This window comes from Allobosea psychrotolerans (genome assembly GCF_002917105.1).
GTDB classification, from domain to species: Bacteria; Pseudomonadota; Alphaproteobacteria; order Rhizobiales; family Beijerinckiaceae; genus Allobosea; species Allobosea psychrotolerans.
In genome coordinates this window covers 25,949-50,005 of sequence record NZ_PQFZ01000023.1, presented here as the reverse complement: position 1 = coordinate 50,005, position 24,057 = coordinate 25,949, and the positions used below count along the sequence as shown (strand labels likewise).

At 66.7% G+C, this 24,057-nt stretch carries 24 protein-coding genes and 1 tRNA gene; 19 read left to right on the top strand and 6 right to left on the bottom strand.

All coding sequences use genetic code 11. The features are described 5' to 3' along the window. Positions 1 to 5: 5 nt before the first annotated feature. The gene (locus CYD53_RS25940) at positions 6 to 401 is read left to right on the top strand and encodes a DUF1801 domain-containing protein (protein ID WP_103720978.1); all 396 of its coding nucleotides are present in this window, start codon (positions 6 to 8) and stop codon (positions 399 to 401) included. Between the two features lie 116 nt (positions 402 to 517). Here the strand turns inward: CYD53_RS25940 and CYD53_RS25935 are convergent, their stop codons facing one another. The 4 genes from CYD53_RS25935 to CYD53_RS25920 form a co-directional block, all read right to left on the bottom strand. Beyond that, a complete protein-coding gene (locus CYD53_RS25935) occupies positions 518 to 877 on the bottom strand; it encodes a hypothetical protein (RefSeq protein WP_103720977.1) in 360 nt (119 codons plus the stop codon). 309 nt (positions 878 to 1,186) lie between these two features. Next, entirely contained in the window at positions 1,187 to 1,564 is a 378-nt protein-coding gene (locus tag CYD53_RS25930) for a DUF6481 family protein (RefSeq protein ID WP_092168021.1), read from the bottom strand. A gap of 86 nt (positions 1,565 to 1,650) precedes the next feature. After that, on the bottom strand, positions 1,651 to 1,914 hold the full coding sequence (gene rpsU, locus CYD53_RS25925) for a 30S ribosomal protein S21 (RefSeq protein ID WP_069693190.1): 264 nt from the start codon (positions 1,912 to 1,914) through the stop codon (positions 1,651 to 1,653). A 156-nt stretch (positions 1,915 to 2,070) separates the two neighbouring features. Next, the gene (locus CYD53_RS25920) at positions 2,071 to 2,280 is read right to left on the bottom strand and encodes a cold-shock protein (protein WP_068179468.1); all 210 of its coding nucleotides are present in this window, start codon (positions 2,278 to 2,280) and stop codon (positions 2,071 to 2,073) included. A gap of 307 nt (positions 2,281 to 2,587) precedes the next feature. Here CYD53_RS25920 and proB point away from each other — a divergent pair, with 307 nt between their 5' ends. The 10 genes from proB to hisE all read left to right on the top strand — a co-directional run bounded on the left by proB (position 2,588) and on the right by hisE (position 11,958). Further along, a complete protein-coding gene (gene proB, locus CYD53_RS25915; RefSeq protein WP_103720976.1) occupies positions 2,588 to 3,712 on the top strand; it encodes a glutamate 5-kinase in 1,125 nt (374 codons plus the stop codon). Positions 3,713 to 3,814: 102 nt separating this feature from the next. After that, entirely contained in the window at positions 3,815 to 5,056 is a 1,242-nt protein-coding gene (locus CYD53_RS25910) for a glutamate-5-semialdehyde dehydrogenase (RefSeq protein WP_103721012.1), read from the top strand. Then, positions 5,053 to 5,682 (top strand): nicotinate-nucleotide adenylyltransferase, encoded by a 630-nt coding sequence (locus CYD53_RS25905; protein WP_103720975.1) that lies wholly within the window; start codon positions 5,053 to 5,055, stop codon positions 5,680 to 5,682. The genes CYD53_RS25910 and CYD53_RS25905 overlap by 4 nt, the downstream gene beginning before the upstream one ends. A 124-nt stretch (positions 5,683 to 5,806) precedes the next feature. Continuing rightward, positions 5,807 to 6,163, top strand: coding sequence for a ribosome silencing factor (gene rsfS, locus CYD53_RS25900; RefSeq protein WP_244546325.1), 357 nt, complete (start codon positions 5,807 to 5,809; stop codon positions 6,161 to 6,163). Positions 6,164 to 6,238: 75 nt separating this feature from the next. Further along, positions 6,239 to 6,718, top strand: a complete 480-nt coding sequence (gene rlmH, locus CYD53_RS25895) for a 23S rRNA (pseudouridine(1915)-N(3))-methyltransferase RlmH (protein WP_069693193.1) — start codon at positions 6,239 to 6,241, stop codon at positions 6,716 to 6,718. A 59-nt stretch (positions 6,719 to 6,777) separates the two neighbouring features. Then, the gene (locus CYD53_RS25890; protein ID WP_103720974.1) at positions 6,778 to 8,142 is read left to right on the top strand and encodes a murein hydrolase activator EnvC family protein; all 1,365 of its coding nucleotides are present in this window, start codon (positions 6,778 to 6,780) and stop codon (positions 8,140 to 8,142) included. Continuing rightward, on the top strand, positions 8,142 to 9,485 hold the full coding sequence (locus CYD53_RS25885) for a S41 family peptidase (protein ID WP_103721011.1): 1,344 nt from the start codon (positions 8,142 to 8,144) through the stop codon (positions 9,483 to 9,485). Before CYD53_RS25890 ends, CYD53_RS25885 begins: the two co-directional genes overlap by 1 nt. 171 nt (positions 9,486 to 9,656) lie before the next feature. Then, entirely contained in the window at positions 9,657 to 10,871 is a 1,215-nt protein-coding gene (locus CYD53_RS25880; RefSeq protein ID WP_103720973.1) for a divergent polysaccharide deacetylase family protein, read from the top strand. Next, positions 10,868 to 11,377, top strand: a complete 510-nt coding sequence (locus tag CYD53_RS25875; protein WP_103720972.1) for an RNA pyrophosphohydrolase — start codon at positions 10,868 to 10,870, stop codon at positions 11,375 to 11,377. Before CYD53_RS25880 ends, CYD53_RS25875 begins: the two co-directional genes overlap by 4 nt. Before the next feature lie 230 nt (positions 11,378 to 11,607). After that, positions 11,608 to 11,958 carry a phosphoribosyl-ATP diphosphatase gene (hisE, locus tag CYD53_RS25870; protein ID WP_103720971.1) on the top strand — a complete coding sequence of 117 codons (351 nt, stop codon included), beginning with the start codon at positions 11,608 to 11,610 and terminating at the stop codon, positions 11,956 to 11,958. A gap of 19 nt (positions 11,959 to 11,977) precedes the next feature. Here the strand turns inward: hisE and CYD53_RS25865 are convergent, their stop codons facing one another. Together CYD53_RS25865 and CYD53_RS25860 are read right to left on the bottom strand one after the other, a co-directional pair. Then, positions 11,978 to 12,754 (bottom strand): SDR family oxidoreductase, encoded by a 777-nt coding sequence (locus CYD53_RS25865; protein WP_103720970.1) that lies wholly within the window; start codon positions 12,752 to 12,754, stop codon positions 11,978 to 11,980. Between the two features lie 162 nt (positions 12,755 to 12,916). Beyond that, positions 12,917 to 13,696, bottom strand: coding sequence for a GntR family transcriptional regulator (locus CYD53_RS25860; protein ID WP_342751743.1), 780 nt, complete (start codon positions 13,694 to 13,696; stop codon positions 12,917 to 12,919). A gap of 118 nt (positions 13,697 to 13,814) precedes the next feature. On the opposite strand from CYD53_RS25860, the gene CYD53_RS25855 reads away from it, so the two are divergent. The 8 genes from CYD53_RS25855 (at position 13,815) to CYD53_RS25820 (ending at position 24,030) form a co-directional block, all read left to right on the top strand. Beyond that, positions 13,815 to 15,080 (top strand): ABC transporter substrate-binding protein, encoded by a 1,266-nt coding sequence (locus tag CYD53_RS25855; RefSeq protein ID WP_103720969.1) that lies wholly within the window; start codon positions 13,815 to 13,817, stop codon positions 15,078 to 15,080. 134 nt (positions 15,081 to 15,214) lie between these two features. Further along, a complete protein-coding gene (locus CYD53_RS25850) occupies positions 15,215 to 16,090 on the top strand; it encodes a branched-chain amino acid ABC transporter permease (RefSeq protein WP_103720968.1) in 876 nt (291 codons plus the stop codon). A gap of 8 nt (positions 16,091 to 16,098) precedes the next feature. Next, positions 16,099 to 18,624, top strand: coding sequence for a branched-chain amino acid ABC transporter ATP-binding protein/permease (locus CYD53_RS25845; protein WP_103720967.1), 2,526 nt, complete (start codon positions 16,099 to 16,101; stop codon positions 18,622 to 18,624). Positions 18,625 to 18,799: 175 nt separating this feature from the next. Next, positions 18,800 to 19,741, top strand: a complete 942-nt coding sequence (locus tag CYD53_RS25840) for a 3-hydroxyacyl-CoA dehydrogenase (RefSeq protein ID WP_103720966.1) — start codon at positions 18,800 to 18,802, stop codon at positions 19,739 to 19,741. Between the two features lie 177 nt (positions 19,742 to 19,918). Next, the gene (gene kce, locus CYD53_RS25835; RefSeq protein WP_103720965.1) at positions 19,919 to 20,851 is read left to right on the top strand and encodes a 3,5-dioxohexanoate:acetyl-CoA acetone transferase; all 933 of its coding nucleotides are present in this window, start codon (positions 19,919 to 19,921) and stop codon (positions 20,849 to 20,851) included. Positions 20,852 to 21,184: 333 nt separating this feature from the next. After that, positions 21,185 to 21,261 (top strand) — tRNA-Arg (locus CYD53_RS25830). Between the two features lie 707 nt (positions 21,262 to 21,968). Next, a complete protein-coding gene (locus CYD53_RS25825) occupies positions 21,969 to 23,210 on the top strand; it encodes an aminotransferase class III-fold pyridoxal phosphate-dependent enzyme (protein ID WP_425428345.1) in 1,242 nt (413 codons plus the stop codon). A 25-nt stretch (positions 23,211 to 23,235) separates the two neighbouring features. Then, a complete protein-coding gene (locus tag CYD53_RS25820; RefSeq protein WP_103720964.1) occupies positions 23,236 to 24,030 on the top strand; it encodes a shikimate dehydrogenase family protein in 795 nt (264 codons plus the stop codon). Positions 24,031 to 24,057 lie beyond the last annotated feature (27 nt).

Genomic DNA, 24,057 nt, shown 5'->3' with positions numbered 1-24,057 from the left:
ACGATATGAAGAAGGACGCAACGACCACGGACGAATCTCCGTCCCGACTGATCGATGCGAAAATAGCGGAACTGGACGACTGGAGAGGCAAGACGCTCGCCCATATCCGCATGCTCATCAGGCAAGCGGACCCAGAGGTGGTCGAGGAGTGGAAGTGGCGGGGCGTGCCGGTGTGGTCTCACGCCGGCATCATCTGCACCGGCGAGACCTATAAGAGCGTGGTCAAGCTGACCTTCGCCAAGGGCGCCTCGCTCGACGATCCCTCAGCCCTGTTCAACGCCAGCCTCGAGGGCAACACCAGGCGCGCCATCGATCTCCACGAGGGCGATGACATTGATCAAGACGCCTTCAAGGCGCTCATCCGTGCGGCCGTGGCCCTGAACAGGGCTTCGTCCCGATGAGCGCATGCGGCGGCATGCTCACGAACGCCCAATAGAAAAGCCCGCCGGGCTTGAGGCGCCAGGCGGGCTCTTCTTGAATCAGGAAAGGATCGTGTCCGATCTCGGACAAACAACCACTAGGCCCGCGCAGCGACCTTTTTTGCCTTTTCCGCAGCCTTGGCGAGCTTTTCCGCCGCCTTGGCGATCTTGTCGGTGCTCGCCTTGGTCTTGGCGGCTTTCGCTGCGGCCTTGGCTTCGATCTGCTCGGCCTTGGCCTGTGCCTGCTCAGCCGCAACGATCGCCGCGGTCTCGGCTTCCACCGCTTCCTTGGCGAGGCGCTGCGCACGCAGGCGGGCCGTCTTCTGCATCACGGCGTCGCGTTCGGCCTGTTCGGCCTCCATCGCGCGCGATGCTTCCTGTTTACGTGCGTCGGCCTTGTCGAAGGCCATTTGCGCCCGCCGCTTGATTTCGTCGGCGGAGAGTCCTCGCGTCGCCATGGCGGCTCGCTCCGATGCTGCGCTATGAGCCGAGAGGCGAATTCGCGTTTTGGACCGTGCGGCCCGAAACGACCCGTCTCTCTGAGAGGAGGCGTGTCACGCCGGCCGAGGCACAAGGGCCAAGGCCGGAATCGTCGACTGCCGAGCCCCCTGCCGCCGATCGGCCGCGAGCGAGAACCCCGTCAGCTAGAGCATCGTCAGTCGAGGCAGCTTTCGCCGCCTCGTCTCAAGATAATGCTCTAAAAGTAAGAATCCAGGGCAAGCACGCGATCCGAGCGGACCGGACATCGCCCTGGCTATCGTCTGGTATCAGCGGCGGCCCTTGCCGGCGGCGCGAAGCTGGGCGTACTGCACGGCTTCCAGCAGCACCTTGCGCGGACGCTCGGCGTCGCGGCGGGCCTGCTCGGCCTTGCGGGCGGCTTCGCGAGCGATCTCGGCCAGGCGCTCTTCCTCAGCGAGGCGGGCAGCCTCGATAGCGGCCAGACGCTCGGCTTCAGCCCGGGCAGCGGCCTTCTCTGCATCGCGAACCGCGCGCGCATCGGCAATGGCCTGGCGCTCCGCGCGGCGCTGCTGCATGATCGGGTCATCCGGACCCGGCCTCGCCTTGAAACGCTCAAGGAGCGCCTGCTTGGCGGCCGCGGAATTGGCCTTGCGATCAGTGAAGCTGCGGTCGTTCGGGTTCTTCAAGGCTAGCCTTCTCTCGTGTTGTCACGGGCGCGATCTGTGCCCCGCGAGGGGCCAATAATCCAGATCGCGCCGAATTGGTATCCAAATCAACGCGCAGGCGCTGCGCCTCCAGCGCGGACCGGCTTCGGCTTGGGCTTCGGCGCGGCGATCAAGCCTTCGCGCTGCATCTGCTTGCGCGCAACCTTGCGGGCGCGGCGGATGGCGTCGGCCTTTTCGCGGACGCGCTTCTCGGACGGCTTCTCATAAGCCGAACGGCGCTTCATTTCGCGGAAGACGCCTTCGCGCTGCATCTTCTTCTTCAGGACCCGGAGGGCCTGGTCGACATTATTGTCGCGGACGAGAACCTGCATGCCTGTCTCCTGCGTTTATAGTGACGGAAAAAGGGCCGGGCTATGAACCCCGACCCCTCATCGAACCGCATCGTCGTTGGACCGGAAGGTTCAGGCGCCAGTACATCCGTGGTCGCCAAACCCAAATTCCGATGCCGACAGATGCGGCTTAGCGGCTCACTCGGCGCGGAGCTGGTCGGCAGACATCTTGCCGGAGCGCTTGTCCTGAACCATCTCGTAGGAGATCTTCTGACCTTCCCGGAGATCGCGCATGCCAGCGCGCTCGACGGCGCTGATGTGGACGAACACGTCCTGCCCGCCATCATCCGGCTGAATGAAGCCGAAACCCTTGGTGGAATTGAACCATTTAACTGTGCCAGCGGCCATAACGAAACCTTTCGCTAAGTATGTGGAAGCGCGTGATCGCTCACGCGCAAATTTTCGATTTTTTGAGCGGTGAAGGTCGTCAGCAGGCGCACTCTCATGCGCGGGGCCACGTCGTTCGGCCTAAATATCGACAGGCCTCATATGGGCGCTTGAATCGCCCTTGTCAATGCAACCAGCAGATGAAACCGCTTTCGGCATGGCCGCGCCGCCATTGGCGGCGCTTTACAAGCGCGCGGTTTTCGCCAACAGCCAAGGCTGCAAGTCTTGAAAATTCAACAAGTCCTGAAAGTTCAAACCGGTCGCAGCCGTGAAGACGCCGTCACTGAACCAGTTCCGCCGCATCGTCGTCAAGGTCGGCTCCAGCCTGCTCGTCGACCGGGCGCGCGGCCGTTTGCGCCAGGCCTGGCTCGCCGCCCTCGCCGAGGACCTCGCCGATCTGCACCAGCGCGGCGCCGATGTGCTCGTCGTCTCCTCGGGCGCGATCGCACTCGGGCGGACCGTGCTCGGCCTGCCTTCAGGGCCATTGCGGCTGGAAGAAAGCCAGGCGGCGGCGGCGGTCGGCCAGATCGCGCTCGCCCGGACCTGGGCCGAGGCGCTCGGCCATCACGGCCTCACCGCCGGCCAGATCCTGCTGACGCTTGCCGACACCGAGGAGCGCCGGCGCTATCTCAATGCACGCGCGACGCTGGGCCGCCTGATCGATCTGCGTGCGATCCCCGTGATCAACGAGAACGACACCGTCGCCACCGCCGAGATCCGCTATGGCGACAATGACCGGCTGGCCGCCCGCGTCGCGACCATGGCCGGCGCCGACCTGCTGGTGCTGTTCTCCGATATCGACGGGCTCTATACCGCCCCGCCCCTCAGCGATCCCGGCGCGCGTCATATCCCGCTGGTCGAGCGCATCACGCCGCAGATCGACGCCATGGCGGGCGGGGCTGCCTCCGAACTCTCGCGCGGCGGCATGCGCACCAAGATCGAGGCCGGCAAGATCGCAGCCGCCGGCGGCACGCATATGCTGATCGCCGACGGGCGGGGAAAGAACCCGCTCAGTGCTGTCGCCGACGGCGCGCGCTGCACCTGGTTCCTGACCGCCTCCACCCCCGCGACCGCTCGGAAAACCTGGATCGCCGGCTCGCTCGAGCCGCGCGGCGCGCTCCATGTCGACGAGGGCGCGGCACGGGCCCTGCGCGGCGGGGCGAGCCTGCTGCCGGTCGGCGTCAGCCGGATCGAGGGCGATTTCGCCCGCGGCGACGCCGTGCTGATCCGCGATCCGCAAGGTGCGGTGCTGGGACGCGGGCTCGTCGCTTATGATGCAAACGAGGCTGCGCTTGTGCTGGGCAAAGCCTCGCGCGACATCGAGGCCGTACTGGGCTATCCCGGCCGCGCCGAGATGATCCACCGGGACGACATGGCGCTGGGCGTCGGCTAAGGTCTGAAGGCATAAAAGGGTTTGGATAGGCCGGTCATGACGAGCGAGAGCGCCCTGCGCGCGGTCTCTTCCGACAAGGAGCGTGGCGATGTCGCGGCGCTGATGGGCGATCTCGGTCGGCGCGCGCGCGCCGCCGCCCGCCTGGTCGCGCTCGCGCCGGCGGCAAAACGCGACACCGCGCTCGTCGCGATGGCCGAGGCCTTGCGCGCTGGCTCGGCAGAAATCCTCGCAGCCAACGCGCTGGATATCGCCGACGCCAAGGCCAATGGCCAGAACGCCGCCTTCATCGACCGGCTGCTGCTCGACCAGCCCCGCCTCGACGGCGTGGCCGAGGCCGTCGCGTCCGTGGCCGCCCTGCCGGACCCGGTCGGCCGCGTGCTGGCGAGCTGGACGCAGCCCAACGGCTTGCGGTTCGAGCGTGTCGCGACGCCGCTCGGCGTCATCGCGGTGATCTTCGAAAGCCGCCCCAATGTCACGGCCGATGCCGGTGCACTCTGCCTGAAGAGCGGCAACGCCGCGATCCTGCGCGCCGGCTCCGACAGTTTCCGCACCTCGTCTGCGATCGCCGCCGCCCTGCGCCAGGGGCTGGAGGCGGCGGGCTTGCCGGCCGACGCGATCCAGCTCGTGCCGACCCGCGACCGCGCGGCGGTCGGCGAAATCCTCAAGGGCCTCGACGGCCATGTCGATGTGGTCGTGCCGCGCGGCGGGAAAAGCCTCGTCGCCCGCGTCCAGAGTGATGCCCGCGTGCCGGTCTTCGCCCATCTCGACGGCAACTGCCATGTCTATGTCCATGCCAGCGCCGATCTCGCCATGGCCCGCGACATCACCCTCAACGCCAAGCTGCGTCGCACCGGCGTCTGCGGCGCGGCCGAGACCCTGCTGGTCGACGAGGCCTGCGCGGCGACGCATCTCGCCCCGCTGGTCACCGCCCTGCTCGACGCCGGCTGCGCCGTGCGCGGCGACGCCGCGACGCAAGGCCTCGATGCTCGCGTCACATCCGCGACCGAGCAGGATTGGGCGACGGAATTCCTCGACCGCATCATCGCGGTGAAGCTCGTCGCAGGGCTGGACGCCGCGATCGACCATATCGAGCGCTACGGCTCGCATCACACCGAGGCGATCATCGCCAACGACGCGCAGGCCGCCCGACGCTTCCTCGCCGAGGTCGATTCCGCGATCGTGCTGCACAATGCCTCGACGCAGTTCGCCGACGGCGGCGAATTCGGCTTCGGCGCCGAGATCGGCATCGCGACAGGCCGCATGCATGCGCGCGGGCCCGTCGGCGTCGAGCAGCTCTGCTCGTTCAAATACCGTGTCCATGGCGACGGCCAGATTCGTTCGTGACGCAGAATCTTGCCTTGAGCAGCGATCATCTGCGGCTGCCGCCCCATGCGCCGGGCCTGCGCATCGGCCTGTTCGGTGGGAGCTTCAACCCGGCTCATGACGGCCACCGCATGGCGAGCCTGACCGCGTTACGCCGGCTCCAGCTCGACCGCGTCTGGTGGCTGGTGACGCCCGGCAACCCGCTCAAGGACAACGCCGCCCTGCCGCCCTTGGCACAGCGCGTCGCCTTCGGGCGCGAGATCGCCGACCATGCCCACATCCATGTCACCGGAATCGAGGCGCGGCTGCGCACCCGCTACACCGCCGACACGCTGCGCGCGCTGAAGCTGCGCTGCCCCGGCGTCCACTTCGTCTGGCTGATGGGCTCGGACAATCTCGCCAGCTTCCATCGCTGGAACGAGTGGCGCGCGATCGCCCGGATGATGCCGATTGCGATCATCGACCGGCCAGGCTCGACCCATAGCTCCGTCGCTTCGCCTGCCGCTAACTGGCTCTCGCGCTGGCGGATTTCGGAAAGCCAGGGCGCCGCGCTCCCCGATGCGAAGCCCCCCGCCTGGATCTTCCTGCACGGCCGCCGCTCCGGTCTCTCCTCCACCCAATTACGCGAACAGGCCGAATCCGATTGAATTTTGGCCTCGCTGAGCGTAATTTGATCACGTCGCGCTGTGAGCGCGTCGTGATCGAGAGGATACGGAACTGAACCGTTCAACCCTTGGTGAAGCCGAGCCCAAGCCGCTTCCCCAGGCCGCTGTGTCGGAAAACCCATCCGCCGACAGCGTAGCCCTCGCATTGCATGTTCTCGAAGAGATGAAGGCCGAAGACGTCACGGTCATCGACCTGGTCGGCAAGACCTCATTGGCTGATGCGATGATCATCGCGTCGGGCCGGGTGAACCGTCATGTCGCCTCCATCGCCGACAGCCTGGTCGAAGCCCTCAAGGCGTCGGGCCTGCCCACGCCCAAGGTCGAGGGCATGCCGGCCTGCGACTGGGTGCTGATCGACACGGGCGACATCATCGTCCACGTCTTCCGCCCGGAAGTGCGCCAGTTCTACAATCTCGAGAAGATGTGGGGCGCCGACAGGCCCAACGAGCGGCTCGTCAGCTGACCAACGCGGAATGCGAAAAGCGGGACCCGGTTTTCGCATTCTGCTCCAACGTTCTGGAACGAGAGACGCGCGCCGTTGCGCCTCGCCATCATCGCCATAGGCCGGCTCAAGGACGGGCCGGAACGTGAGTTGTGCGAGCGCTATCGCGAGCGCGCGCTGGCGCTCGGGCGCGGGCTGGGCTTGTCCGGTCCAGAGATCGTCGAGCTCGCCGAGAGTCGCGGCCGCCGGCCCGACGAACGCAAGCGCGACGAGGCCCAGGCCATCACCGCCAAGCTCACGCCTGGACTGCTGATCGCGCTCGACGAGCGCGGCCGCAGCCTGACCAGCGATGCCTTCGCGGCCAGGATAGCCACTGCGCGCGATGCTGGTACGGCGGCGGCCAGCCTCGTCATCGGCGGTGCGGACGGGCTCAGCGACGAGATCCGCGACCGGGCCGATCTGACGATCGCCTTCGGCGCCTTGACCATCCCACACCAGATCGTACGCGCGCTGGCGCTCGAACAGCTCTACAGAGCCATGACGATCATCGCCGGACACCCCTATCATCGCGCATGAGACTCTTCCGGCCCCTGATTCGCGGATGGCGCAGCCCGGCCCGCTCATGGCATCGCGGCATGCCGTCGGATAAGGGCTTCCGCGCATCCTGTAGGCAGGCCCGCAGAGCCTTTGGAGCCCTGTCACTGGCCCTGTTCATCGCCTCCCTCCCGGCCGCCGCCCAATCCCCCGACCCCGAGCAATTGACCCGCGAGGCACAAGCCAAGCAGGTCGAGAAACAGGCCCGCGAGGCCGAGCTCAAGGCGATCGAGCAGCGCCTGGCCGGCAATGCCGAGGCGCGCAGCAAGCTGGAGGCGGAGATCGCCGGCATCCGCGCCGACCGCGCCGCCCTCAACAAGGCCCTGCTCGAGGCGACCCAGCGCACCCAGGCCGTCGAGCGGCGCATCGGCGCGATCGAGGACAGACTAGGCCTGCTGCAATCCAGCGAAGCGGCGATCCGGCGTTCGCTCGAAGGCCGGCGCGGCTTGATCTCCGAAGTGCTGGCGGCGCTGCAGCGCATCGGCCGGCGTCCGCCGCCGGCGGTTCTGGTGCGCCCCGAGGATATTCTGGAAGCGGTGCGGGCCTCGATGCTGCTGGGCGCGGTCGTGCCCGAGCTGCGCCAGGAGATCGAGATCCTGGGTTCCGATCTCGGCGAACTGGTGCGCCTGCGCGAGAACATCACCGGCGACCGCAAGGCCATCACCACCGAATTGGAAGGCCTGGCGACGGAACGTCAGCGCCTGGCCTCGCTGATCGAAGCCAGGCGCGAGCGTGAAGCGGGCGCCGCACGCGACGTCGAGGAGCAGCGCAGCGTCGGTGGCGAGCTCGCGGCGCAAGCGCGCTCCCTGCGCGATTTTGTCGAACGCATGGAAAAAGAGATCTCGACGGCCAATCGCGCCGCCGAGACCGCGCGCCAGGCGCTGGAATCGGAAACCCGCGAGCAGCGCCAGCGCATGGCCGCGCTCGCCTTCAAGGACCCCGCACGGCTCGCGCCCAAGATCGCCTTCGCCGAGGCACGGGGCTTGCTTCCCCTACCGGCGGCGGGATCACAATTGCGTGGTTTCGGCGAAAGTGACGGCGCAGGCGGCACGACGCGTGGAATATCTGTGAGTACACGCCCCAATGCCCTAGTTTCGGCACCTTCGGACGCTTGGGTGGTTTATGCGGGTCCCTTCCGCTCCTTCGGGCAACTCTTGATCCTGAATGCCGGCGGGGGGTACTATTTGCTGCTGGCCGGAATGCAGCGCATCGACGTATCGCTGAATCAGTTCGTCCTCGCGGGAGAACCGGTTGCGGTGATGGGCGAAACGTCGGAAGCTGCCGCGACGATCGTAGGTTCTGGGACCGGGCAACCGGTCCTATATATAGAGTTCAGAAAAGACGGCGTTTCGGTCGACCCGACGCCGTGGTGGACGAAATCGCAAGGCGAAAAGGTTCGCGGATGATGCGCAAGGTTTCCCTCGTTTTCGCCGGTGCGGTCATGGGCGCCGGCCTGACCGGTCTGGTCACCCAGACAAAGCTGTTCACTTCGACCAGCGCGGTGGCTGCCTCCGCCGAGGTCTATCGCAGTCTCAACCTGTTCGGTGACATCTTCGAGAAGATCCGCACCGATTATGTCGAGAAGCCGGATGAACAGAAGCTGATCGAGGCCGCCATCAACGGCATGGTCTCCTCGCTCGATCCGCATTCGGGCTATCTCGACGCGAAGAGCTTCCGCGACATGGACACCGACATGCGCGGCCAGTTCGGCGGGCTCGGCATCGAGGTAACGATGGAGGACGGCGTCCTCAAGGTAGCCAAGCCGATCCGCGACACGCCCGCCTCGAAGGCCGGCATCCTCTCCAACGACATCATCCGCCAGATCGACGGCGACGAGGTCAAGGGCCTGAGCCTGACCCAGGCCGTCGAGAAGATGCGCGGCATCATCAACACCCAGGTCAAGCTCAAGATCGAGCGCCCGGGCAAGCCCGATCCGCTCGAATTCACCCTGACACGCACCACCATCGTGGTCCCGGCTGTCGAGGAGCGCGTCGAAAACGACGTCGGCTATATCCGCATCGGCACCTTCAGCGAACAGACCTATGAGGGCCTGCGCAAAGGCATCGAGAAGGTCAACGCCGAGATCGGCAAGGACAAGATCAAGGGCTACGTCATCGACCTTCGCAACAACCGCGGCGGCCGTCTCGACCAGTCCGTTCTGGTTTCCAACGCCTTCCTCGAGCGCGGCAAGATCGTCTCGACGCGCGGCCGCAACGCCGAGGAGACGCAGGTCTTCAACGCCAAGCCCGGCGGCGACCTGACCAAGGGCAAGCCCGTCGTGGTGCTGATCAACGGCTCTTCCGCCTCGGCGGCCGAGATCGTCGCCGGCGCGCTGCAGGACCACAAGCGCGCCACCATCATGGGCACGCGCTCCTTCGGCAAGGGCTCGGTCCAGACCGTGATCCCGCTCGGCGCCAATGGCGGCCTGCGCCTGACCACGGCGCGCTACTACACGCCGTCCGGCAACTCAATCCAGGCCAAGGGCATCACGCCCGATGTCGAGGTCGCGCAGGAGATCCCGGCCGAGCTCAAGGACAAGCTTGGCGAGAGCAAGGGCGAGGCTTCGCTCAAGGGCCATCTCAAGACGGTCGACGGCAAGGAAGAGCAGTCCGGTTCGGCCTCCTACGTGCCCAACGATCCGTTGAAGGACACGCAGCTGATTGCGGCGCTCGACCTGCTGCACGGCGTCAAGAAGGACGCCGCCGCGCCCGCGCCGGCGCCCGCCCCCGAGGCGCCGAAGCCGAACTGAGCACGGGAGACACGCCGCCCGGCACTCGACGGGCGGCTCGTCACACGACAAGACTAGGCGCGCGGTCCGTTGATTCGGGCCGTGCGATCATGCTGCCGGGAAACGGACGCGCTCTCGGGCACCAGCATGCTTGCTTCAGGTCTTTGCTCTCTTAGCTGAGGACGGCTGCCCTTGGCCGGAACGCCGCTCACCGAGCTCAATCGGCCGCTCGGCCAGAATCGCCCCGCGCCTCATGGCAAACCATGGGGCCTTTGGCTTGCCCTCGGCGCGAGCGGCGCCGTCGGCCTTGCGGTGGTCGCTCTCCTCTTTCTCGTCGCGACGCGCCGCGATCCCGATGGCGGCGAACCGATGGCCACGGCGCTGATCGAAAAACGCCTCCCCCCATCGCAAGCGACCTCGCAGACGCCGCCGGCCTCCACACCGGAAGCCCGAACCCAGGCCAGTGCCAGCCAGCTCGAAACCGAAGCCGGCGTGACCGTAGTGCGCCCAGGAGCAGGCGCAGAAGCGCCTGGCTCGATCGTCATCACCATCCCCGACAGCCCCGCGACGATCAAGCTCGCCCCCTCCCCCGACAGCCGGCTGGTCGAGCGCACGCGCCACGGCTTGCTGCCGAAGACCGCCCCCGACGGTGTGACGCCCGCCCAGATCTATGCCCGCCCGCTCGGGCCGCAGCCCGCGACCAAGCCGGCAGGGCGGATCGCCCTCCTCGTCGGCGGCCTCGGCATCAGCCAGAGCGGCACCGCCGACGCCATCGCCAAATTGCCGGGTACGGTGTCGCTGGCCTTCGCACCCTATGGTCCGGAGTTGGAGCGCACGGTCCAGCGCGCGCGCGGCGAGGGCCATGAGGTCTTCCTCCAGGTGCCGATGGAGCCGTTCGACTATCCCGACAACGACCCTGGCCCGCAAACCCTGCTGACCGGCCCGAAGGCGGCTGAGAATCTCGACCGGCTGCAATGGGTGCTCGGGCGCTTCACCGGCTATGTCGGCATCGTCAATTTCCTCGGCGGCCGCCTGACGGCGGACGAGGCCGCGCTCTCGCCGATCCTGCGCGAGATCGCCGGGCGCGGGCTCATCGTCGTCGATGACGGCTCTTCCTCGCGCAGCTTGCTCGCGACCTCGGCCGCGCGCGCCCAGATCCCGGCGATGAAGGTCGATCGCGTCATCGACACGGTCGCCCGGGCCGACGCGATCGACAAGGAACTCGCCATGCTGGAAGCGTTGGCGCGCGAGCAGGGCATCGTCATCGCCTCGGCGAGCGCCCTGCCCGTCTCGATCGAGCGGATCGCGCGCTGGGCGCCGTCGCTCGAGGCCAAGGGCATCCTCGTCGTGCCGGTCAGCGCGGCGCGCGGCTTCCGAAACCCGTCCTCGACAGGCTCTCTGCGATGATCGCTTCCCCGCCCAAGGGCTATCGTCCCTGCGTGGGCCTCGCGCTGTTCAATGCGCAGGGCCTCGTCTTCATCGGCCGACGGGCCAATCGCAGCCTGCGCGAGCATGTCGCGGAAGGCTATGAATGGCAGATGCCGCAAGGCGGCATCGATGCGGGTGAGACGCCGCTTCAGGCGGCGAGGCGCGAGTTGCAGGAGGAGACCAACGTCACTTCCGCGACCCTGCTCACTGAGGCGCCCGGCTGGCTCAGCTACGACCTGCCTGTCGATATCGGCAAGGAGGCCTGGCGGGGGCGCTGGCGCGGCCAGGCACAGAAATGGTTCGCCTTCCGCCTCGACGGCCCTGATGACGAGATCAACACGCTCACCCCCGCAGGCGGTCACAAGGCCGAGTTCGATGCCTGGCGCTGGGAGAAGCTGGAACGGACGCCTGCCTTGATCATCCCCTTCAAGCGCGAGGTCTATCTCCAGGTCGCGACACTGTTTGCGCCTTTCGCCAAACCTTAGAGCATCGGCCCGAAAAATGGAATCCGGCTTTCGGAAGAAGTCGGTGCAAACTCAAAGAGTTACGGAATCGGACCGGTGCTGTGACGGCTGCACCGCCAGCGCACTCCGCGCCAATTCTCCTTCCCCTTGGGCATATCCGCGTTAAATTGAGCCGACGAATGATTCGCCTGTCGGGCCTGCTCCGACATGGTTGTCATGAAACCCTCATGCGGCGGGGTGACGCTCTAGGAATGGTTGATTCGGTCAGCAGATTGCACGCCGCCGTCCTCGCAGCACGCTCGCGCGATCCCGCCTTTTCGCGCACCGCCAAGCTGCTCGGCGAAGGCATGCCGAAAATGGCCAAGAAGGTCGCCGAGGAGGCCGTCGAGGTCGGGCTCGAAGCCGTGCAGGGCGACCGCCGCCGCACCATCCTCGAAAGCGCCGACCTGATCTATAATCTGGTGGTGCTCTGGAGCGAGATCGGCATCGCGCCCGACGATGTCTGGCGCGAGATCGACCGCCGCGAGCAGCTTTACGGCATCGCGGAGAAATTGCCGAAGGGCCGCCCGATCAAGCTCGCCCAGCGGATCGACGCCGGCTGACGGCGGGCCTCCCTCTCCCTCAGCTCAGCATCCGCGTATCCCCGCAGACCGATACCTCCTGCCCCGAGATCGTCTTGCCGAAGGGCGAGGCCAGGAAGACGATCTGCTTGGCGATGTCATTGGGGTCGACGAAGCGCTTGATCGAGACGCCGGCAAAGAGCCGCGCCGCCATCTCGTCATGCGAGATGTTCATGCTGCGCGCCTTGTTGGCGATGACGCTCTGGATGCGCGCGCCGTCGACCAGCCCCGGGCAGATGGCGTTCGCCCTGATGCCGAACTCGCCGAGTTCGGCGGCCAGCGCCTTGGTGAAGCCGATCACGCCCCATTTCGCTGCCGCATAGGGCGAGCGCAAGGGAAAGCCGTGCTTCCCCGCCTGGCTCGACAGATTGACGATACTGGCATTCGCCGACTGCTTGAGACGCTCCACCGCAAGCCGCGTGCAGTTGAATTGGCCGGTCAGGTCGATGGCGACGCAAGCGTCCCAGTCCGCCGGGTCGATCTCGTCGACGCGGCCAGTCGGGCCGGCGATGCCGGCATTGTTGACCAGGCAGTCGAGCCCGCCCAGCGCCGCGAGCGCCTCCTCGAACAGCCTGCCCACGGCCTTGCGGTCGGAGACGTCGCAGACCGATTGCGTGACCGCCGGATCGCTCTGCGCCATCGCGGCCAGCGCATCGCGATCGACGTCGCAGATATGCACCTTCGCCCCCTCGGCCGCGAAGGCGCGCGCCGTCGCACGCCCGATGCCGCCCGCGCCGGCGGTGATGAGCACGCGCAAGCCCTCGATCTGCAAATCCATGATGTTCTCTCCCTGTGGTTGGCGCTCGCCAGAGCAGTTTCCGCTCCAACTGGATCGGAAACTGCTCTAGCCTTTTGTTTTGACGCGTTTTCTCCACGCAAACGCTTCGCGTTTGTCGCGAGGGAACCCGTATCCACTTCGCTCGAAAACACTCTCGTGGGATCAATCCGATTCCTTGAGCTGCCCTGTCTGTTCGATATGTGCCGCTGCCGCGCCGATATCGGCTTCCAGCGCCGCCCGCGCCGCCGCGGCATCGCCGCGCCGCAGCGCCGCGAGCAGCTTCTCATGCTCCTGCATGGCGCGGCCGCCCTTGAGCCGGCGCGGCTCATGACGCATGTCGAGATTGAGGATCGGCCCGGCCTTGAGCCAGAGCCGCTCGATCATCTCGATCAGGCTGGGCATGCCGGCCGCCTCATAGAGGGCGAAATGCAGGTCGCGATTGGCGGCGACCGCGCCGGCCGGGTCCGGTGCCTCGGCGCTTGCGGCCTGCCGGAAGGCGGCCTCATGCGCCGCGATCCGGGCGAGCTGATCCGGCGTCGCCTTGCGCGCCGCCTCCTCGGCGGCAAAGCCCTCGACGACCAGCCGCAATCGCGTCAGCTCCCGGAACTGCGCCAGCGTCAGCACCGGCACGCGCACCGCCCGCCCCGGCAGCACCTCGAGCGCTCCATCAGCCGCGAGCCGGCTCACCGCCTCGCGCACCGGCATCATCGAGACGCCGAGCGCCTCCGCGACGCGGCGCAGCGACAATTTCTCGCCCGGCGCGAGCCGACCTGCGACCAAAAGCGCGCGCAATTCGGCGGTGACCCGCTCGCCCAGGGTCTCGCGCGCCAGCGCGCCGACCTCATCCAGCACCCAAGGATCACGCGGCGTCTCCGCCGCGCCGGGCGCATCGTCGGCCATGGCGGCGGCGGCAACGGGAGAGGGCTGGACATGGCCAATCATGTCTGCCAACTTAACTGTGATCACAGATCACGACAAGCGGCTGCAAGACCGCGACTTCAAAAAGACCACGGGTCGAGAATCCAGCGCAAAGCGCGGAACCGTTCTGGGAGGAACGCCTATGACAGATCGACAGCCATCGAAATTCCGCGTCTCGCGCCGTCAGGCGCTGGTCGGCCTCGGCGCCGGCGCAGCCACCGGGCTGATCGCCAGCCCCGCGCTGATCCTGGCGCAGACGCCCGACGCGATCCGCTACGGGCATCTGACCCCGCGCACCGGCTTCCTAGGCCCGCTCGGCGAATATGCCGTGATGGCGGTCGATCTCGCGGTCGAGGAGATCAATGCGGCCGGCGGCGTCAACGGCCGCAAGCTCGAGGCGCTGAAGGAGGACTCGGTCAATCCGCAGACCGCCTCGACCAAGGCCGAGCGCATGATCGAGCGCGACAAGGTCGCCTGCATCCTCGGCGAGATTTCCTCGGCCTCCTGCCTGACGATCTCGCAGGTCGCGGCCCGCAACAAGACGCTCTTCGTCAACACCGGCGGCAATTCCGACGCGCTGCGCGGCGAAAGCTGCAACCGCTACATGTTCCATGTCGAGCACCAGAACTCGATGTATGTGAAAAGCTGCGGCCGCTCGCTGATGGCGCAGGGCCTGGTCAAGGGCAAGAAGTGGTTCTCGCTGACCGCCGACTACGCCTTCGGTCATGACCTGCTCAAGGTCGCCAAGCGCTTCATGGAGGCCAATGGCGGCCAGTTCGCCGCCGACAAGCTGGTGCCGACCGACGCGACCGACTTCTCGGCCCTGCTGATCGAGATCCGTGCCGCCAAGCCCGATCTGGTGATCTCCAACCTTGCCGGCAACCAGATCACCAATTTCCTGAAGCAGTATTCCGAGTTCGGGCTGACTTTCCCGGTCGCCGGCTTCGGCTTCGACACGGCGCTCGCCTGGGCCGCGGGCAAGGACAATTTCGGCGGCGTCTGGCCCTGCGTCTGGCATCACCTGATCGACACGCCTGAGAGCAAGAAGTTCGTCGCCGCCTTCACCAAGAAATACGGCAAGCCCCCGGAGAACCAGGCCTGGGGCGACTACATGGCCGTGAAGATCATGGCCCAGTCGATGAACGAGCTGAAGAGCACGGACACCGCAAAGATCCTCGAATACTGGGAGAAGGGCGCGAAGTTCGACGTGATGAAGACGCGACCGGGCTATTTCCGCGCCTCCGACCACCAGCTCATGAGCGAGATGTACACGATCACCGCCCTTCCGGCGGCGCAGGTGAAGAACCAGTGGGACCTCTTCACCTCGTCACCACCGGTTCCCGGCCCGAACGAGGATCTCGAGGTCATCGCCACCCAGGGCGACGAGGCCGTCTGCAAGATGAGCTGAAGGGGCGTTGTCATTCTCGGGCAGCGCGCAGCGCTGACCCGAGAATCTCACGACGGTAGCCCCCTGATTTCCGGGATGGTCGGGTCAAGCCCAACCATGACGGCATTTCATTCCACGCAGCGGAAAGCCAACCCTTGCTCATCCTCTTCATCCAGCAGGTACTGAACGGGCTGCTCGACGGGGTCTATTACCTCCTGATCGCGCTTGGCCTGTCGCTGATCTTCTCGCTCGGCGGCATCGTCAACCTGGCCCATGGCGCCTTCTACGCCATCGGCGCCTATCTCACGATCGTGCTCGCCCCTCATATCGGCTTCGGCGGCGCGATCATCGCCTCGCCGCTGCTGGTGGCGCTGATCGGCATCGTCGTCGAGCGCGGCCTGTTCCAACGCTTCTACCGCTCGGACCCGATCCTCTCCCTGCTCCTGACCTTCGGGCTCGCCATGGTGGCCGAGCAGTCGCTGCGCATGATTTTCGGCGCGCCGCCGCTCTCCTTCTCGATTCCCACCGCATTGCGCGGCCAGATCTTCCTCGGCGAGTTCATCTATTCGCGCTACCGCGCCTTGCTGCTGCTGATTGCAGCCGCCTGCGTGCTCGGCCTCTGGTTCCTGCTCCAGCGCACCGCATTTGGGCGCGTCGTGCGCGCCGGCGTGCAGAACCCCGACATGGTCGGCGCGCTCGGCATCTCGCTGCAGCCCTATATGGTCGCGGTCGCCGGCCTCGGCATTGGGCTTGCGGGGCTCGCCGGCGTCTTGCTGGCGCCGATCTATTCGATCCACCCCGCCATGGGCCAGGAGATCATCACGCCGGCCTTCGTCGTCGTCGTCATTGGTGGGCTCGGCTCCTTCTGGGGCGTGGTCGTGGCCGCGCTGATGGTCGGCCTGGTCAAGGGCATCACCATCGGGCTCGGCTACACGCAATGGTCGACCGCGGTGATCTATCTGATGATGCTGCTCGTTCTGCTGTTCAGGCCCCGCGGCCTGTTCGGGGAACGCATCCAGCGCTTCGAGTGAGGGACGCCATGACACCCTCCCGGCACGACTATGCGCCGCTCCTGATCGCGGCCGCAGGCCTCCTTGCCTTGCCCGCCCTGATGCACGCGATCGGACTCGGCACCACCTCGGCAACCGAGATCGTCGTCTTCGCCATTGCCTGCATGGCGCTGAACATCCTGGTCGGCACGACCGGGCTCGTCTCCTTCGGCCATGGCGCCTGGTTCGGGCTTGCCGCCTATGCCGCGGGACTGATGCAGCGCAACTGGTTCCCCGGCCAGTTCGCCTTGCCGATCCTGTTCGCGGTCATTTTTGTGGCGCTCATCGCCTTCGCCTTCGGGGCGCTGATCCTGCGTCGCAAGGGCGTGTATTTCTCGCTGCTGACGCTGGCGCTCGCCGCCATGACCTATTCCGTCGCCTTTCGCTGGACAGCGGTGACCGGCGGCGAGGATGGCTTGGGCGGCATCAAGCGTCCGCTCTTTCTCGGCATCGATTTCGAGGCGGCCCTGCCCTTCTACATGCTCGTCGCCACCATCGGCATGGCCGTGGTCTTCGCGCTCTGGCGCTTCCAGCGCTCGCCGGTCGGCACCGTGCTGGTCGCGATCCGCGAGAACGAGCAGCGCGCCCGCTTCCTGGGCTATGCGACCGACCGCTACAAGCTCGCGGCCTTCACGCTCTCGGCCGGGTTGACCGGGCTTGCCGGCTCGCTCCTGCTGTTCAACAACCGCATGACCTCGGCCGACCCGATCTCGGTCGCCTTCTCCGGCGAATTGCTGGCCATGGTCGTCATCGGCGGCATGCGCTCCTTCCTCGGCCCGGCGCTGGGCGCGCTCTTCTTCGTCATCTTCCGCGACTATCTCTCGAGCGCGACCGAGAACTGGCTGTTCTGGTTCGGCCTGCTCTTCGTCGCCTTCATCGTCTTCTCGCCGACCGGTCTCGTCGGGGTCGGAGAGCGCCTGCTGCGCCCCTTCCGCAAGCAGCTTGATGGCGACGCGGCGATGTCGGCCCGCCAGGCTGGCGCGGTGACGCTGCCCGCCTTCATGAAGGCCTCGGACAGCGTCGATGGCCCGATCCTGCGCGCGACCGGCCTCGCCAAGAGCTTTGGCGGCATCAAGGCCGTCGAGGGCGTCGACATCACGATGCAGGACCGCCGCCTGCATGCGCTGATCGGCCCCAACGGCGCCGGCAAGACCACGGCTTTCAACCTGATCTCGGGCCTGTTCAAGCCCGATCGCGGCGAGGTCCGCCTGCGCGAGCGCCAGATCGCCGGGCTGTCGCCGGAGGCGATCACCCAGGCCGGCATCGGACGCGCCTTCCAGATCACCAACCTGTTCCCGACGCTCACGGTCGCGGAGAATGTCCGGCTAGCCGTGCAGGCGCGCTCAGGCGAGCGTTTCGCGCCCTGGCGCGCGGCCGCCTCGCTGGCGCAGGTCAATGACGAGACCAGCCAGGTCATCGACACCATGGGCCTGCGTGGCATCGAGAGCGCGGAAGCAGGCTCGCTCAGCTATGGCGGCCAGCGCCTGCTCGACATGTCGCTGGCGCTTGCGACCAAGCCGCGCGTGCTGCTGCTCGACGAGCCTCTGGCCGGCCTTGCCGCCGCCGAACGCGAACGCGTCGGCAATCTGATCAAGTCGATCTCGACCGATTTGCCCGTGCTGCTGGTCGAGCACGATATCGACCGCGTCTTCGCCATCGCCGACCATGTCACAGTGATGAACGAGGGCTCGGTGCTGATCGACGGCACCGTCGAGGATGCGCGTTCATCGCCGCGCGTGCAGGAGGTCTATATCGGCTCGGGCGCCCATGCTCTCGCCGAAAAGCCGCGCGAGAGCGCGGCGCGCGCGGCCGTGCTGCTCGGGCTCGACGGCGTCGACACCTATTACGGCAAGAGCCATATCCTGCGGCAGGTCGCCCTCGACGTGCATGAGAACGAGATCGTCGCCTTGCTCGGCCGCAACGGCGCCGGCAAATCAACCCTGCTCAAGACCATCACCGGCATCGCCCCGCCCGCGGCCGGCACGATCACGCTCGCAGGCTCGGACATCGCCAGGCAGCCGCCAGCCGTGATCGCGCGCGCCGGCATCGCCTATGTGCCGCAAGGACGCGGGCTTTTTGCCGGCATGAGCGTCAAGGACAATATGGAACTCGGCCGGCTCAAACGCCTGACCGGCAATGGTTCGCATTGGGACGACGACAAGATCTTCGCCTTCTTCCCACGCATCAAGCAGCGCTGGCATTCCCCGGCCGATTACCTCTCGGGCGGCGAACAGCAGATGGTGGCGGTCGCGCGCGCACTCTCCGGCGACACCCGCGTGCTGTTGCTCGACGAGCCCTTCGAGGGGCTGGCGCCGGCCGTCGTCGAGGAATTGTTCGAGGCCTTCGACAAGCTGAGACAGGAGATCGCGATCGTGATCGTCGACCATCATCTCGATCTCGCCCTGGCATTGTCCGACCGCACCGTCGTGCTGGAGCGCGGCGCGGTCGTCCACACCGGTCCCTCGCGCGCGCTGAGCCAGGATCTGGCGCTGCGCCGGCAGGTGCTGTGGCTGTGATGGGGTGCCTTTTGCCACCAACAGCCCTCATCCTGAGGAGCCGCGCAGCGGCGTCTCGAAGGATGCTCCAGGAGGTTCAGGAGACTGCTGAAGCATCCTTCGAGACGCGCTCCTGCGGAACGCTCCTCAGGATGAGGGCTGAGGATTTGAAGCATATTCCGAAGGATCTCCCCGCATGACAAAGATCGCCATCATCGGCTCCGGCCTGATCGGACGCGCCTGGGCCACCGTCTTCGCCAGCCACGGTTTCGAGGTCGCGCTGCATGACGTCGCGCCTGGCGCGGCCGAGGCGGCCCGCGCCCATATCGCGACCAATCTCGAGGAGCTCGCCGGCCACGGCCTCGTTGCTGACTCCAAGGGCTCGGCCGCCCGGATTCGCGTCGCCACCGGCCTCGCTGACGTGCTGGCTGGCGCCGAGCTCGTCCAGGAAAACGGACCGGAGACGGTCGAGGCCAAGCAGGCGCTCTTCGCCGAAATGGACAGGCTCGCGGCGCCCTCGACCATCCTCGCCTCCTCGACCTCCTTCATCATGGCGTCCGTCTTCAGCGAGGATCTCGCAGGCCGCGCCCGCTGCCTCGTCGCCCATCCCGTCAACCCGCCCCATCTCGTGCCGATCGTCGAGCTGGCGCCCGCGCCCTGGACCGATCCTGCGATCGTCGCACGTGCCAAGGCGCTCTATGAGCAGGCCGGCCAGGTGCCGATCACGCTGCGCAAGGAGAAGCCCGGCTTCGTGCTGAACCGCTTGCAGGCCGTGCTGCTGGCCGAGGCCTTCCGCCTCGTCGGCGAGGGGGTGGCGAGCGCCGAGGATGTCGACAAGACGATCCGCGACGGGCTGGGCCTGCGCTGGTCTTTCATGGGGCCGTTCGAGACGATCGAGCTCAACGCGCCCGGCGGCATTCCCGATTATTGCGCCCGCTATGCCGAGTCCCTGAACCGCATGGTCAAATCGTCCGAGGGCCTCGGCAATCCGTTCGGGGAGGACATCGTCGCCGAGGTCATGCGCGAATGGCCCGGCACGCAATCGCCCGAACGCGTCAAACGCCTGAGCGACTGGCGCGACACCCGACTTGCAGCCCTGCAGGCGCATAAGCGCGCGGCAAGCCGGAAGCCGGCATGAACGCGACACATCCCACAGCCCTCATCCTGAGGAGCCGCACAGCGGCGTCACGAAGGATGGTCCAGGAGGCTCCGGGAACCGCTGGAGCATCCTTCGAGACGCAGCCTCCGGCTGCTCCTCAGGATGAGGGCTGAGTTTCAAGAAACCCGGATCACTTCAATCGACAGGAGCCAGACCATGGCGAAGAACCGCAAAGTCATCATCACCTGCGCGGTCACCGGCGCGATCCACACCCCCTCCATGTCGCCCTATCTGCCGGTGACGGCCGACGAGATCATCGATGCGGCGGTCGGCGCCGCCGAGGCCGGCGCGGCGCTGGTCCATGTCCATGCCCGCAACCCGGTGACCGGCCAGCCCGACCAGTCGCCCGCAGCCTTCGAGCCCTTCCTCAAGGTCATCAAGCAGCGCTCGAACGCCGTCATCAACATCACGACCGGCGGCGCGCCGACCATGGGCATCGAGGAGCGGCTCGGCCCTTGCGCCCATTTCAAGCCGGAGGTCGCCTCGCTCAATATGGGCTCGATGAATTTCGGCCTCTACCCGATGCTGAACCGCTTCAAGGACTTCAAGCATGAGTGGGAGCGGCCCTATCTCGAGGGCTCGAAGGACCGCATCTTCAAGAACACCTTCCAGGACATCGAGAACATCCTGACCACCTGCGCCGAGAACGGCACGCGTTTCGAGATCGAGTGCTACGATATCGGCCATCTCTACACGCTGGCGCATTTCGTCGACAAAGGCCTGGTCAAGCCGCCCTTCTTCGTCCAATCGGTCTTCGGCATCCTGGGCGGCATCGGTCCCCATCCCGAGGACGTCATCCATATGAAGCGCACGGCCGACCGGCTTTTCGGCGACCAGTATCACTGGTCGGTACTCGGCGCCGGTCGCCACCAATTGCCGATCGCGGCGATGGCGGTCTCGATGGGTGGAAACCTGCGAGTCGGCCTGGAGGATTCGCTCTGGCTCGGGCCGGGACAGCTGGCGAAATCCAACGCCGACCAGGTCCGCGCCGCCCGCATGATCATCGAAGGCCTCGGCCTCGAGGTCGCGACGCCCGAGGATGCCCGCGAGGAGCTGCAGCTCAAGGGCGCCGACAAGGTCAATTTCTAAGGCTCGCTCCGCCCCCCTGCCCTGTCGTTCCGAGAAGCGAAAGCAGCGAAGCGACCAGGAAGCTTCCCTCACATCGTTCTCTGTTGCTTTGCGGCGCTCAGAATGACGGAGCGAGCTGCAACGAAGCACGAGCCAGGCAAAACGGCGAAGCCCCCCGTCCCGGCAGGCCGCATTGGCCTGCCGGGACGCCTTCGCAAGCGGGCGGCGCGGCCCTCGCCGGCAGCCTTGTCCACATGGCAGAGAGCCGGCGTCATTTCAGGGTTGCCAAGACGAACGAGAGCGGCTATCTCCGCGCCATCGGGTCGGCACGCCTCGCGCTGCTTGCTCCGGTACGCGCCCGTAGCTCAGCTGGATAGAGCATCAGACTACGAATCTGAGGGTCAGAGGTTCGAATCCTTTCGGGCGCGCCATTCTTCTTGTCAGTCGCAATTGATGCGACTCAATCACACATAATCCAACATTTCGTCTGAGATAGTGCGACCAGCCGCCAGGCTGCCCCGTCACGATTGGTCTGCTTGCCAACGCAGGCGCCACGAGGCCGGTTGCGATGCGTGGTGAAGGGCACCGGTGGTGCCAAAGGACGCGAGCGAGCTCTGCGCTTGGCCTCTCGTTCAGCCGCGCGCACATCGTCGAGCGCATGCATCGCATTGGTGAGATCGTCCGCGGCGAAGTTGAGGCCTGCGACCCAGCTGCCTGCATCGTCCAGCCCAAAATGCCTGCGAAGTTCCCATGAGCCCTTTCTTGCCCGGAGAGCGGCTCGGTTGGCCTGAACAGTCTCAAGGTTGCCGTTAAGTGGATTTCGGCCTTGGTTGCGCCGCAGCGGGATTGGCTGCAGCGCATGAAAGCGGGACTTTGGGAGCCTGCCGTCCTGGGCTCAGGCGAGGCCTCTTGCCGTCTTGGAAGGTCGGATCTCAAACGATCGAGGCGTCGGGCCCGGATACGCAGTCGCAGGCGCGCAGATCGATTCCCTTGCAATTGAGCGATTTCCAGATGCGCTCCATGCGACGCTGGGATGCTTCTCGCCGATCCTCCAATCCAGCGATTCCGTGACGATCACCCATCAAAAAACTTGCCATGGGAATTTTACTATATGATATATCGAAAGCCGGAGGACGCCATGGCCGAGATGAAGAATTCGATCGATACATCCCTGCGGGAACGTGCTCTCCGCGTCGTTCCAGGCGGCATGTGGGGGCATCTCCACGCCAACAGGCTGCCGGAAGGCTACCCGCAGTTCTTTGCGCGCGCCGAGGGCTGCCGGCTCTGGGACGTGGACGGGCGCTCCTATCTGGATTTCATGTGCAGCTGGGGCCCCAATCTTCTCGGCCATCATCATCCGGAGGTCGAGGCCGCAGCCGAGCGCCAGGCTCGCCTGGGCGACTGCATGAACGGTCCGGCCGAGGCGATGGTCGAGCTCGCCGAGCTCCTCGTCGACACGATCGGCCATGCCGACTGGGCGCAATTCCAGAAGAACGGCACCGACGCCACGACCACCTGCGTCACCATAGCCCGCGCCGGCACGGGACGGCGCAAGCTGCTCGCGGCCCGCGGCGCCTATCACGGCGCCGTGCCCTGGTGCTCGCCTTCCGTGGTCGGCGTGACCAGCGAGGATCGCGCCCATATCCTCTATTACGAATTCAACGACGCCGAGAGCCTGAGCGCAGCGGCGAAGGAAGCCGGCGACGACCTCGCCGGCGTCCTCGTTTCGGCCTATCGCCATGATCTCTCGCGCGACCAGGAATTGCCGACGGCGGAATTCGCGCTCGCCGCCCGCGCCGCCTGCGATGCGGTGGGCGCCGCCCTGATCCTCGACGAAGTGCGCGCCGGCTTCCGGCTGGCTCTGGCCGGAAGCTGGGAGCGCCTCGGCGTCAGGCCCGATCTCGCGGCCTGGAGCAAGGCGATCGCGAATGGGTACCCGCTTGCAGCCGTCACGGGCCGCGAATGGCTGCGCAAGGCCGCCTCGCAGGTCTTCGTCACCGGATCGTTCTGGTGTGGTGCCGTGCCGATGGCAGCCGGGGTGGCGACGCTCGGCGTGATGCGCCGAGGCGGGGTCGTCGAGCATCTCGAAGCGATGGGGACAAAGCTTCGAAACGGGATCGACGCGGCGGCAGCCCGCCACGGTATCCGGCTTCGGCAGAGCGGGCCGGTCCAGATGCCGCTGATCCTGTTCGAGGACGATGCCGATTTCGCCAAGGGCACGCTGTTCTGCCAGACGGCACTCGCCCGCGGCGTCTATTTCCACCCGCGGCACAACATGTTTCTCTCGGCTGCGCATGGCGAAGCGGAGATCGACGAGGCGCTGGCAGCGGCCGATGCCGCGCTGGCGGCGGTCGCCTCGGCCCGGCAGACCGCCGCCTGAACACACCCCAACCGGAACCCCTGCCATGACGCGGATCACCGGGAAGACACGCATCCTCTTCATCCTCGGCGATCCGGTGGCGCATATCATCGGCTCGGCCCTGCTCAACGAGCATTTCGCCGAGCGCGGCATCGACGCCGCCGTGTCCCCTCTCCACGTCGTGCCGGAGGATCTGCCGCGCGCCCTCGATACGCTGCGGCGCTTGCGCAACGTCGCCGGTTTCGGCGTCACGATCCCACACAAGATCGTGGTCATCGAGCTGCTCGACAGCATCGGCGAGCGCGGCCGGCAGGTCGGCGCCGTGAACTTCGTGCGCCGCAACCCGGACGGTACGCTGCATGGCGACAATGTCGACGGCCTCGGCTTCGTCGGCGGGTTGCTCGAAGCCGGCGTCGCGATCCGCGGCGCGCGCGTCCTGCAGGCCGGGGCCGGCGGCGCCGGGCGCGCCATCGCCTTCGCCATGGCGGAGGCCGGAGCAGCGGAACTCACCATCGCCAACCGCTCGCCCGACAAGGCGCGGGAGCTCGCGGAAGCCGTGGCGCGGGCTTACCCCGCTTGCCGCACGCGGGCAGGGCGTGACGACCCGTCGGCCTGCGATATCGCCATCAACACCACCTCGCTCGGCATGAAGACGGGCGACGCGCTGCCGCTGCCGGCCGAACGTCTCGGGCCTGCTGCGATCGCGGCCGAGGTGGTGATGACGCCGGAAGTCACGCCCTTCCTCGCCGCCGCCGCCGCGCGCGGCTGCCGGACGGTGGCCGGCAAGGCCATGCTGCTGGCGCAGCTGCGCGCAGCGTCCGACCTCGTCGGCCTCGCCTGAAGCGTCCGACCGAGAGAATGCGGCCGG